Annotated in this window: 12 protein-coding genes; 6 read left to right on the top strand and 6 right to left on the bottom strand. The window is 65.7% G+C overall.

The genetic code is table 11. The annotated features are described in order from the left end of the window. Positions 1-144 precede the first annotated feature (144 nt). The 6 genes from mltG to fabD form a co-directional block, all read right to left on the bottom strand. Complete coding sequence (gene mltG / locus K7W03_RS11470) at positions 145-1,116, bottom strand: endolytic transglycosylase MltG (RefSeq protein ID WP_061936315.1); 972 nt, start codon at positions 1,114-1,116, stop codon at positions 145-147. Positions 1,117-1,126: 10 nt separating this feature from the next. Then, positions 1,127-2,386 carry a beta-ketoacyl-ACP synthase II gene (fabF, locus tag K7W03_RS11465; RefSeq protein WP_025549369.1) on the bottom strand — a complete coding sequence of 420 codons (1,260 nt, stop codon included), beginning with the start codon at positions 2,384-2,386 and terminating at the stop codon, positions 1,127-1,129. Between the two features lie 179 nt (positions 2,387-2,565). Next, positions 2,566-2,799, bottom strand: a complete 234-nt coding sequence (locus K7W03_RS11460) for an acyl carrier protein (protein WP_007689016.1) — start codon at positions 2,797-2,799, stop codon at positions 2,566-2,568. Between the two features lie 236 nt (positions 2,800-3,035). Continuing rightward, entirely contained in the window at positions 3,036-3,776 is a 741-nt protein-coding gene (gene fabG / locus K7W03_RS11455) for a 3-oxoacyl-[acyl-carrier-protein] reductase (protein WP_025549370.1), read from the bottom strand. A 1-nt stretch (position 3,777) separates the two neighbouring features. Further along, positions 3,778-4,584, bottom strand: coding sequence for a crotonase/enoyl-CoA hydratase family protein (locus tag K7W03_RS11450; protein ID WP_037482652.1), 807 nt, complete (start codon positions 4,582-4,584; stop codon positions 3,778-3,780). A gap of 8 nt (positions 4,585-4,592) precedes the next feature. Continuing rightward, on the bottom strand, positions 4,593-5,528 hold the full coding sequence (gene fabD, locus K7W03_RS11445; RefSeq protein WP_222886363.1) for an ACP S-malonyltransferase: 936 nt from the start codon (positions 5,526-5,528) through the stop codon (positions 4,593-4,595). Between the two features lie 128 nt (positions 5,529-5,656). Here fabD and K7W03_RS11440 point away from each other — a divergent pair, with 128 nt between their 5' ends. The 6 genes from K7W03_RS11440 to K7W03_RS11415 all read left to right on the top strand — a co-directional run bounded on the left by K7W03_RS11440 (position 5,657) and on the right by K7W03_RS11415 (position 11,794). Then, on the top strand, positions 5,657-7,126 hold the full coding sequence (locus K7W03_RS11440) for an efflux transporter outer membrane subunit (protein ID WP_222886361.1): 1,470 nt from the start codon (positions 5,657-5,659) through the stop codon (positions 7,124-7,126). Continuing rightward, positions 7,123-8,691 (top strand): efflux RND transporter periplasmic adaptor subunit, encoded by a 1,569-nt coding sequence (locus K7W03_RS11435; RefSeq protein WP_099185886.1) that lies wholly within the window; start codon positions 7,123-7,125, stop codon positions 8,689-8,691. The genes K7W03_RS11440 and K7W03_RS11435 overlap by 4 nt, the downstream gene beginning before the upstream one ends. 5 nt (positions 8,692-8,696) lie before the next feature. Continuing rightward, complete coding sequence (locus K7W03_RS11430) at positions 8,697-9,398, top strand: ABC transporter ATP-binding protein (protein WP_025549375.1); 702 nt, start codon at positions 8,697-8,699, stop codon at positions 9,396-9,398. Between the two features lie 70 nt (positions 9,399-9,468). Next, entirely contained in the window at positions 9,469-10,674 is a 1,206-nt protein-coding gene (locus tag K7W03_RS11425; RefSeq protein WP_025549376.1) for an ABC transporter permease, read from the top strand. Positions 10,675-10,868: 194 nt separating this feature from the next. Then, positions 10,869-11,039, top strand: coding sequence for a hypothetical protein (locus tag K7W03_RS11420; RefSeq protein WP_193666756.1), 171 nt, complete (start codon positions 10,869-10,871; stop codon positions 11,037-11,039). Between the two features lie 395 nt (positions 11,040-11,434). Further along, positions 11,435-11,794 carry an RcnB family protein gene (locus K7W03_RS11415; protein ID WP_025549377.1) on the top strand — a complete coding sequence of 120 codons (360 nt, stop codon included), beginning with the start codon at positions 11,435-11,437 and terminating at the stop codon, positions 11,792-11,794. Positions 11,795-11,810: the final 16 nt, after the last annotated feature.

Here is an 11,810-nt window from a genome sequence, read left to right as displayed (position 1 = left end):
GGGGTGGGCGCGGGCGGAGCGAGCTTCTGACTTGGCCGTTGCAAAACAACGCGGATGTTGCGCCAGCCCACCCCCTAACCCCCTCCGGCTTGCGGGAGGGGGAACATCCGCTCCCCACCCAAGCGCGCCATCGGTCAGATCACTTCAAAGCTCACCCCTGGCGCGCCGGATTTCGAACCATTTGCGCACATTGTCATTATGCTCTTGCAGCGTGTCCGCAAAGATATGGCCGCCCTTCCCGTCCGCGACGAAGTAGAGCGCCTTCGTCTCCGCCGGGTGCAGCACCGCGAGGATCGACAGGCGTCCCGGATTGGCGATCGGCCCCTTGGGCAGACCGGTCATCGCATAGGTGTTATAGTCGTTGACCGCGGCGATTTCGGACTTCCTGATCCGCCGGCCCAAGGGCTTGCCCCGGGTGATCGGATAGATGATCGTCGGATCGGCCTGGAGCATCATGCGCGCCTTCAGGCGATTACCGTAAACCCCGGCGACGGTCGGCCGCTCGGCAGGCACGGCCGTTTCCTTTTCGACGATGCTGGCGAGGATGACGGCTTCCCCGGGCGTTTTTGCGACCGTGTTGGGCGCCCGTTCCGCCCACATCTTCGCCAGCGCCTTGCTCATCGCACCCTGCATGCGCTTCAGCACCGCCGCCCGGCTCTCGCCCTTGTCGAAGGCATAGCTGTCGGGCAGAACGCTGCCTTCCTCCGGCACCGGAATCTCGCCCGTCAGTTCCTCATTCGCCATCAGCCGTTCATGGACCAGGATGGAGGGCATGCCCTCCGGTATGGTGACCAGCCGGGTCAGCGTCCTGCCGCCCTGGAGGATGCGGAAAATATCGGAATTGCTGGCGCCCTTGGGAATCAGGAATTCGCCCGCCTTGATCGACTTGCCGCGGCCGAAGACCTTGGCCCGCGTCAGGAAGGCGTCGGCGGAGCGCACCGCCCCCTTCTGCTTCAGGAGAATGGCGGTGTCCGCGATGGTCGAGCCTTCGGGCACGACGATGGCGATGTCCTTCGTCGCCGGGCCTGCCTCGGTCCAGCCATAGACGAAGCGGAAAGCGACGAACGCCGCGACGGCCAGGCCGATCAGCACTATGCCCAAGCCAAGCCGTCGCATCGCCGGTGTCTCAGACCGCCTTCATGATGAGCGAGGCGTTGGTGCCGCCGAAGCCGAACGAATTGTTCAACACCGCGCGCACCTTGCGTTCCTTGGCGACATGCGGGACGAGGTCGACGCCCTTGCAGCTTTCGCTCGGCTCGTCGAGGTTCAGCGTCGGCGGCACGATCTGGTCGCGCAGCGCCAGGATGCAGAAGATGCTCTCCACCGCGCCCGCGCCGCCCAGCAGATGGCCGATGGCCGACTTGGTCGAGCTCATCGACATGGTGCCCAGATGTTCCCCGAACAGCCGCTTCACCGCGCCCAGTTCCAGCTCGTCGCCCAAAGGCGTCGACGTGCCGTGCGCGTTCACATAGTCGATGTCGCCAAGGCCGAGGCCGGATTTCCTGAGCGCCATTTCCATGGAACGATAGGCGCCATTGCCCTCCGGATGGGGGGCCGTGACGTGATAGGCGTCGCCCGACAGGCCATAGCCGACGACTTCGGCGTAGATTTTCGCGCCGCGCGCCTTGGCCCGTTCATATTCCTCCAGCACGACCACGCCCGCGCCTTCGCCCATGACGAAGCCGTCGCGGTTGACGTCATAGGGCCGCGAAGCCTTTTCCGGCGTGTCGTTGAAGGCGGTGGAAAGCGCGCGGGCCTGGGCGAAGCCGGCGATGCCGATCGGGCAGATCGCGCTTTCCGCGCCGCCCGCCAGCATCACGTCGGCATCGTCCAGCGCGATCATGCGGGCAGCGTCGCCGATCGAATGCGCACCGGTCGAGCAGGCTGTCACGACGGCATGATTGGGGCCCATGAGACCGTATTTGATCGACACCTGGCCGGAGATCAGGTTGATGAGGCGGCCATGGACGAAGTGCGGGCTGACCCGGCCGGGCCCCCGGTTCGCCAGCACCAGCGATTCGCTTTCGATGCCCGGCAGGCCGCCGATGCCCGAACCGATCGAGCAGCCGGCGCGCAGACGATCCTCCTCGCTCATATTGTCGAGACCGGCGTCGCGCAGCGCCTGGCTGGCGGCGGAAATGCCATAGACGATGAACGGGTCGACCTGCCGCTGGATCTTGTGATCCACGTCCAGCCCGGCATCATAGCCATATTCATGATCCGCCGGCTTCACTTCGCAGGCGATGCGGCACTTATATTCGCTGGCGTCGAAGCGCGTGATCGTCGCCGCGCCGGACTTCGACGCGATGATGTTCTTCCAGGTCGTTTCCACATCCCCGCCGAGCGGGCTGACCATGCCAAGGCCGGTGACGACAACACGACGCATATGCTTGCTCCGAAAAATAGTCTTTGGCTCAACGCCGCCCATCTAGCCCTTGGAAAGGCGATTGTGAACGGGACCAGATACGAAAAGGCTCCCCAAGACCCGGTTTTGCCGGACAGGAGGAGCCATTCCCTTTTGTAAACGCAGCGGCCACCCGATGCCGGGCAGGCCGCCGAACGCTCTTACTGCTTGCTGTCGATATAATCGATGGCATCCTTGACGGTGGCGATCTTCTCGGCCGCATCGTCGGGGATTTCGACGCCGAATTCTTCCTCGAACGCCATCACCAGCTCAACGATGTCCAGGCTGTCAGCGCCCAGATCGTCGATGAAGCTCGCATCCTCGGTCACCTTTTCGGCTTCGACGCCCAGATGCTCGACGACGATTTTCTTTACGCGATCCGCGGTCTCACTCATGAGTGGTCCTTCTTACTGGGTATCGTTGATGGTTCTGAATATTTGTTAAGGCATGCCCTAGAGGCAAGCCCAACGAGAGGCAAGAGGCAAGAAACAATCGGATGGCATCGCCCCACCTGCATTCGACTCCTCAGCCCCGATGGCACAAGGTTGCCCTTTTGCAAATGCCCAAAATTTTCGGCCGCGATGGAATAAAGCCGCAGCGTGGGACTTTGGGACCGACCGATCCTTCCCCCTCAGATCATCGCCATGCCGCCATTGACGTGCAGCGTCTGGCCGGTGACGTAACCCGCTTCCTTGCTGGCGAGATAGACCACGGCCGCGCCGATGTCCTCCCCCGCGCCCAGATCGCCCGCCGGAATCCTGGCGAGGATCGCGCCTTTCTGCGCGTCGTTCAGCGCGTCGGTCATGGCGGAGCGGATGAAGCCCGGCGCGACGCAGTTCACGGTGATGCCCCGGCTCGCCAGTTCCTGTCCCAGCGACTTGGACATGCCGATGATGCCGGCCTTGGACGCGGCATAATTGGCCTGTCCCGGATTGCCGGTGACGCCCACGACCGAGGTGATGGAGACGATGCGGCCGAAACGCGCCTTCATCATCGGCTTGGCGGCGGCGCGGGCCAGGCGGAAGGCGGCCTCCAGATTGACGGCGATCACGTCCGACCATTCCTCGTCCTTCATGCGCAGGATCAGGTTGTCGCGGGTGATGCCGGCATTGTTGACGAGGATGTCGAGCTTGCCGCCCAGCGCTTCCACCGCTTGGCCCACCAGAGCGTCGACCGCCGCCGGGTCGCCGAGGTTGCAGACGAGCGTCTTGTGGTCCCCGCCCAGTTCCGCGGCGAAGGCCTTCAGCTTCTCCTCATTGCTGCCCGAAAGGGCGAGCGTGGCGCCCTGCGCGGCGAGGGCCTTCGCAATGGCGGAGCCGATGCCCCCCGAAGCGCCCGTCACCAGCGCGGTCATGCCTGTCAGATCGAACATTCTAATCTCCCTTGAAGTTCGGCGTCCGGCGCTCGAAAAAGGCGTCGATCGCCTCATCATGATCCGCCGTCGCATGGGCCAGCGCCTGCATCGCGCCCGCCATTTCCATGATCTGGTTCAATTCCGCCGTCTGCGCCGCGCGCAGCAGCCGCTTGGTCATCCGCGTGGCATGGGGCGGATTGGCGGCGATCCTGTCCGCCACCCTGCGCGCCGCCGCCAGCAGGTCGGCGTCCGGCACCACCTCGCTCACCAGCCCGATCCGCAGCGCCTCTTCCGCGTCGATGGTCTCACCGGTCAGCGCCAGTTCAGTCGCCTTGGAGAAGCCGACGATGCGCGGCAGCAGCCACGCGCCGCCATCGCCGGAAACGATGCCCAGCTTGACGAAGGATTCCGCGAATTTTGCGGATTGCGCCGCGATCCTGACATCGCACATCAGCGTCAGGTCGCAGCCCGCGCCGATGGCCGGGCCGTTGACCGCCGCGATCACCGGCAGTTCGAGCGCCTGGAACAGCAGCGGCAGCCGCTGGATTCCCGCCCGGTAGTTGCGCCGCGTCTGCGCCGGCAGTCCCGCGCGCAGGCCGCCCGCATCGGGGCGCATCGCATTGAGGTCGCCCCCCGATGAAAAGGCGCTGCCCGCCCCGGTCAGGATCGCCACCCGCACCGACAGGTCGCGATCCGCCTGCTCGAACACCGCGCACAGGGCGTCGACCATCGCCGGATCGGAGATCGGGTTGCGCCGGTCCGGCATGTCGAGCGTGACCGTCAGGACGGCTCCGTCACGGCTGGTCAGGACGGGAGCGCTGCTCATGCCGCCGCTCACAGCGCGCCCAGCGCGGCCTCGATATCGTCCATCGTCACGACGCTGCGCACGGTGGCGTCGGGAGCGATGCGCTTCACCATCGGACCCAGCACCTTGCCGCCCAGTTCGACGAATTCGGTGACGCCCGCGTCCCACATGGCGGCGACGGATTCGCGCCAGCGCACGCGGCCCGTCACCTGCTCAACCAGCCGCAGCCTGATCTCGTCCGGATCGGCGATCGCGCTTGCCAGCACATTGGCATAGACCGGCAGCAGCGGCGTGTTGATCGCCGCCTTGCCCAGGGCATCCTCCATCGCCTCCGCCGCGGGCTGCATCAGCGGGCAGTGGAAGGGCGCGGAAACCGGCAGCAGGACGCCGCGCTTGATGCCATGGTCCTTCACCAGCGCGACGGCGCGCTCGATCGCGCCGCGATGGCCGGAAATCACCACCTGCGTCGGATCATTGTCATTGGCGACGGTGCAGACCTCACCCTCGGCAGCCGCCTCCGCCAATGCCTGCGCCTTTTCGATGTCGGCCCCCAGCAGGGCAGCCATCGCGCCCTCGCCCACCGGCACCGCCGCCTGCATCGCCCGCCCGCGCAGCTTCAGCAGCTTCGCCGTGGTGCCGATGTCGAACGCCTCCGCCGCGCAGAGCGCGCTATATTCGCCAAGGCTGTGCCCGGCGACATAATCGCCCTTCTCCGCCAGCGAAAAGCCGCCTTCCTTCTGCATCACGCGCAGGGTCGCCAGCGCATTGGCCATGATCGCGGGCTGGGCGTTTTCCGTCAGCGTCAGGTCGCTTTCCGGCCCCTCCGCCATGATGCGGAACAAATGCTGCGACAGGGCGTCATCGACCTCCTGAAACAGCTCCCTCGCGGCCGGGCTCGCATCGGCCAGCGCCTTGCCCATGCCGACCGACTGGCTGCCCTGACCTGGAAAAAGAAATGCCCTCATCATCCACCTTCTGACATGCGCGCCCCTGCAAAAGCGCAATTTTTCAAAGTCGTTACACTTTGAGACACAAATGCCGTTGAGGCACCCGGCCCATTTCGGCAGTTCTCGTTGGAGGACCGCCTTTAACGATGACGGAGTATAAGGAAAAGGTGCGATATCGCTTTGGATGGATCACGGGAACCGCGCTGGTCCTGTCGGGCTGCGCAGCCGGTCCCGATTATCGCGCCCCTGCCCCCGCAGCGCTCGGCGTGCCGGCGGCCTATAGCCAGGGCGGCGGCGCTCCGCTCGACGAAGCGGAGCTTGGCACCTGGTGGACGCGGCTCGACGATCCGGCGCTGAGCGGCCTGATCGACCGGGCGATCGCCCATAATCTGGACATCGTTCAGGCGCAGGCGCGTCTGCGCCAGGCGCGGGAGTCGCTGCGGCAGGCAAGGGCCGCCTTCCTGCCGCAGGTGAACGGATCGGCCAGCGGCGGGCGCAACTACAGCAGCCGGGATGCGGGCGGGCGGCTGGACCCCAGCGGCAATCCGATCGGCGGCGGCGGCTCCAACTGGTCGAGCAGCTATTCGGTGGGCGCCAGTGCAAGCTGGCAGGTCGACCTGTTCGGTGAACTGTCCCGTTCGGCGGAGGCCGCGCGGGCCGATCTTGCCGCATCCGGCTATGACCTGGCCAATGTGCGGGCGACGATCGTCTCCGAACTCGTCACCAACTATGTGCAGGCGCGTCTGGCGCAGGAGCAGTTGCGCGTCGCGCGGGAGACGCAGGCGATCCAGCAGGACAATTACAACATCGCCAACTGGCGGCTTCAGGCGGGCCTCGTCTCCTCGATCGACGCGGAGCAGGCGCGGGCGCAACTGGCGCAGACCAACGCCACCGTCCCGCAGCTTGAGGCGAGCCTTCGGGGCAGCCTCAACCGTATCGCCGTGCTGACGGGGCAGGCGCCCGGCGAAGCGACCCGAAGCCTTGAAACGCCGGCGCCGATTCCCGCCGCGCCCGCGCAGATCGCCACCGGCATTCCCGCCGACACGCTGCGCCAGCGGCCGGACGTGCGCTCGGCCGAACGGGCGCTGGCCGCCGCGACGGCGCGCATCGGCGTGGCGCAGGCGCAGCTTTATCCTTCCCTTGGCATCAGCGGCAATATCGGCACCACGTCCAACAGTTTCAAAGACCTGTTCAGCCTGGTCACCGGCGGCGTCTTCGCCAATGTGGCGCAGGTCATCTTCGACGGCGGACGCCTCGCCTCGCAGGTCCGTTCGCAACGGGCGGCCACCGACGCCGCCTTCGCCGCCTACAAGCAGGCGGTGCTGTCCGCGCTGGAGGATGTGGAGAATGCCATGGCGTCGCTGTCGAGCGCCCGCGCCCGCAAGACGGAGTTCGCGACCGCCTATGAAGCGTCGAACAATGCCGCGATACTGGCGCGCAGCCAGTACCAGGCGGGTCTGATCGATTTCCAGACGCTTTCCCAGAGCGAGAATTCGCTTTTGAACGCGCGCAACAGCCTTGCCGGCGCGCAATCCGACGAGGTCCTTGGCCTGGCCCAGCTTTACAATGCGCTGGGCGGCGGCTGGCAGAATATGGAAGGCCGTCCCCCCTCATGAGCAAAAAGACGAGCAATGATGTGACCAGCGATCAGGACATCAACGACTTTCTTGGCGCGCGGCCGGAAAAACCGTGGCGCAAATGGGTGGTCCGGGGCGCGGTGGGCGTCGCCCTGCTGATCCTCATCCTGCTGCTTGCGCGCTGCTTTTCGGGCGACGACAAGCCCAATTATGCGACGCGGGAAGTGCGCAAGGGCGACCTTACCGTCTCCGTGTCCGCCACCGGCAATCTGAAGCCCATCAATCAGGTCGATGTCGGTTCCGAACAGTCGGGCAAGATCACGGCGGTCTATGTCGATGTGAACGACCGCGTGACCAGGGGGCAGAAGCTGGCCGAACTCGACACCCGGCGGCTGGTGGATACGATCAACCAGAACCGCGCGCAGCTTTCCTCCTCGCAGGCCAGCGTGGCGCAGGCGGAAGCACAGGCGGCGCTGGCCAGGGCGACGCTCGACCGCCAGCTCAACGTGTTCAAGCTTTCCGGCGGGCGCGTTCCCGCCAGGACGGAACTGGACGCCGCCCGGGCCGACTATAGTTCCGCCCTCGCCAACCTCCGCTCCGCACAGGCGCAGGTTCGCGTTTCCCAGGCGCAGCTTTCCACGGCGCAGACCAATCTTTCCATCGCCCAGATCGTCTCGCCCGTGACCGGCGTCGTCCTGTCCCGCGACATAGAGCCGGGCCAGACCGTCGCCGCCTCGCTCAACGCGCCGGTGCTCTTCACCATTGCGGAAGACCTGACCCAGATGGAGGTCGAGGTTTCCGTCGACGAGGCGGATGTGGGACAGGTGAAGGAGGGCCAGAGCGCCAATTTCTCCGTCGACGCCTTCCCCGGCCGCACCTTTCCGGCGCGGGTGACGCGGGTCAATGTGGGCTCCAACAGCGCCAGCAGCAGCAGTTCCTCCTCCTCGTCGGGCGGCAGCGCGGCCAGCAGCACGACGGGCACCGTCGTCGCCTATACGGCAGTGCTGTCGGTGGACAACAAGGACGAGATATTGCGCCCCGGCATGACCGCGACCGCCGACATCGTGACGCAGGAACTGCATGACGTGCTGCTGGTCCCCAACAGCGCGCTTCGCTTCAAGCCCAGCGCGGGCAACCAGGGCGGCGGCATCACCAGCCAGATCGTCCCCGGCCCCCGCAGGTTCCGGCGCGGCGGCGCGAGCCGGCAGGTCAGTTTCGGCATCGGCAGCAGCCAGACCGTCTATGTCGTGGGCGAGGACGGCAATCCCAAGGCCGTGCAGGTGACCGTCGGCGCCAGCGACGGCGCGCGCACGGTCATCATGGGCGGCGACCTGAAACCGGGCATGCGCGTCATCACCGGGCAGCTTGCGGCGGGCCAGCAGGCGCCGGCGGAGGATCAGGCCGATGGCGGTTCGCAGGGCGGCGGGCCGCGCGACCGCAACCGCCGGACGGAAGGCGGCCGGTCCACCGACGGCAGCCCGGCCACTGTCGGGAAGCTCGGCAATTCGGGCGACGGAAAGGCCGAAACCGCGCCGGTCGCGCCATCGGCGCCGAAGGGCCAGGGCGGCGAGCCGCGCGGCACCGGCCGGCAGAGCGGAACCTGACGCGCATGGCCGCCGATCCGATCATCTCCCTTCGCGGCGTCACCAAGGTCTATGGCTCCGGCCCGACCGCCTTTCAGGCGCTGAAGGGCATCGACCTCGACATTGCGCAAGGCGATTTCGTGGCGGTCATGGGGCCTTCGGGCTCCGGCAAGTCGACGACGATGAACATATTGGGCTGCCTCGACGTGCCCTCCGGCGGGGAGTTCCTGTTCAAGGGCCGCCATGTCGAAACGCTCGACCGCGACCAGCGCGCCCTGCTGCGCCGCCGCTATCTGGGCTTCGTGTTCCAGGGGTTCAACCTGCTGTCCCGCACCACGGCGCTGGAAAATGTCGAACTGCCCCTGCTCTATCGCGGCGAGGACAAGAAGACCCGATATGAGGCGGGCATGGCGGCGCTCGACAAGGTGGGCCTGAAGGACTGGTGGGACCATACGCCCGCCGAACTGTCCGGCGGGCAGCAGCAGCGCGTCGCCATCGCCCGCGCCATCGTGACCCAGCCCGACGTGCTGCTGGCGGACGAGCCGACCGGCAACCTCGATTCCGAAAGATCGGTGGAGATCATGGAACTGCTGACCGACCTCAACCGCAATGGCGGCATCACCGTGCTGATGGTGACGCATGAGCCGGACATGGCGGCCTTCGCGCGGACCATCGTGCATTTCAAGGATGGGTTGGTGGAGCGGGTCGAGCAGGGAGTGACGGCGTGATGGCGATATTTTACCCCGTCATTCCCGCTTCCGCAGGGATGACGGAAATGAACGAAGGCGCGCGCTGAAGATGCTGGGCACCACCGTCATCCTCGCCTTTCGCGCGATCAACCGGCACAAGCTGCGCAGCTTCCTCACCACGCTGGGCATCATCATCGGCGTGGCGGCGGTCGTCACCATGGTCACGCTGGGCAATGGCGCGACCGCCGCCGTGCGCGAACAGATCAGCTCGCTGGGCGCCAATGTGCTGCAACTTCGTCCCGGCCAGGGGTTCGGCCGGGGCGGTGGCGGACCGCGCCCGCCCGACTTCAAGCCCGCCGACCTGACCGCCATCGAGAACCAGCTTACCGGCGTCCGCGCGGTCGCACCGATGGTGCAGTCGAGCGGCACCGCCATCTATGAAGGCAGCAACTGGTCCACCACCGTCTATGGCACCACCGCCGCCTATTTCGAGGTGCAAAGCTGGAAGGCCGACACCGGCCGCCTTTTCATGCCGGAGGAGGAGGAAGCGGGAAAACCCGTCTGCATCATCGGCAATACGGTGCGCACCAACCTGTTCCAGAGCAATGACCCCATCGGCAAGCGCATACGCATCAAGGGCGTATCCTGCCAGGTGATCGGCGCGCTCGCGACGCGGGGCCAGGGCGGCTTCGGGGATCAGGACGATGTGGTGGTCATGCCGATCAAGTTCGTCCAGCGCCGCTTCACCGGCGACCGCGACATCAGCCAGATCATGGTCGCGGTGGACGACGCCTATGACACCAGCACGGTCCAGACCAGCCTGGAGGAGCTGATGCGCGAACGCCGCAAGGTGAAGCCGGGCGCGGAAGATAATTTCAACGTCTTCGACACCAAGCAGATCAGCGACACGCTGACCGGCACCACCACCATATTGACGCAGATCGTGGCGGCGGTGGCGGCGATTTCCCTGCTGGTGGGGGGCATCGGCATCATGAACATCATGCTGGTGTCGGTGACGGAGCGCACCCGCGAGATCGGCATCCGCCTCGCCATCGGCGCGGTGGCTCGCGAAGTGCTGATGCAGTTTCTGGTCGAGGCCATCGTGCTGTCCTGCCTGGGCGGGCTGATCGGCCTGTTCCTGGCGCTGATCGCCTCGGTCGCGATCGCCCCGCTGATGCAGGTGCCCTTCATCTTCGATGTGAAGGTGAATCTGATCGCCTTTCTCTTCTCGGCCGCGATCGGTGTCGTCTTCGGCTATTTTCCGGCCCGCCGCGCCGCCGCGCTCAACCCGATAGACGCCCTGCGCCACGAATAGGCTATCGCTTGTTCATGGCGCAGGCAGGGCGCCGGTTCCGGGTCTGGGACCGGGTCCCGCCTTCGCGGGAAACATTCAATTCCTCCCTGCCCGTTACATTTTCTCACAATTTTTCCGGCTGCCGGCACAGTCCTGCGACAAGCGCCGCCTATCGCTCCCCCATGACGCCCGCAGGGCATTGCGAAAGGGAGATCATGATCAAGACCGCCATTCTGGGCCTATCGGCCTGCGCCCTGCTGTTCGGCCTGGGCGTCGGCCCCTGGGGCGGCGTCCCCGGTCCCCGGCCCGCACCCGTGCTGGAAGGCAAGGACCGTCCGATCCTGCTCCAGCGCATGGTCGTGACGGCAACGCCGCTTTCCGACTGACCTCATCCGCGCCTTCTACCCACCATCCTGCGCCAAAGGGGGTGCCGGCTGGCGATAAAGCAGAGGTGGCGGCAGAAACCTGAAGCGTGCGGCCTGCGTCCGATCCACCTGACGCAGCGCGCTCTGGAACGAAGCCCCGAAGCCCCTTCGGGGCTTTTTCCATGCCATGGCTCAGGCGGAAAATGGAAATACGCCTTCTTCGAAAAACTGAACGGACATTCATGCAAATCACTGGAAAAACAGGAATTATGAACCGATATTCAGACTAATTCCGCACCTGTTACAATTTCCGACATTCTTTGCTGACCGATGGCACAAGCCTGCGACAAATGCGTCCTACTTCTGCTTCAACGCCGGACAGCCGGCGGCAAGATCGAAGAAGAAGGAGCAAGTCCATGTTCAGGAAGTTTCTCGCGGCGCTGACCGCCACCACCATGATCGCAAGCCCCATGGTCGTCAGCCAGGCCCAGGCCGCGCCGCAGCGGGAAGTGCATCAGGTGGTGAAGCATGGCCCCCATGGCCGCACCGTCACCAAGACCACGGTGATCCGCAAGGACAATCATCGCCGCTGGGCCAAGGGCCAGCGTTTCGACCGCCGCCATGCGAGCAACTATCGCGTGATCGACAATTATCGCGGCTATCGCCTGCGCACCCCGCCGCGCGGCTATCATTGGGTTCGTTCGGGCAATGACGCGCTGTTGGTCGCCATCGCCAGCGGCATCATCGCATCGGTCGTCACCGGCGCGATCCGCTAAGGCCGAGACGCCCCGG

The sequence above is a fragment of the Sphingobium sp. PNB genome, from assembly GCF_019873065.1.
In the GTDB taxonomy this organism is placed as follows: domain Bacteria; phylum Pseudomonadota; class Alphaproteobacteria; order Sphingomonadales; family Sphingomonadaceae; genus Sphingobium; species Sphingobium fuliginis.
This window is presented reverse-complemented; position numbering and strand designations above follow the sequence as displayed.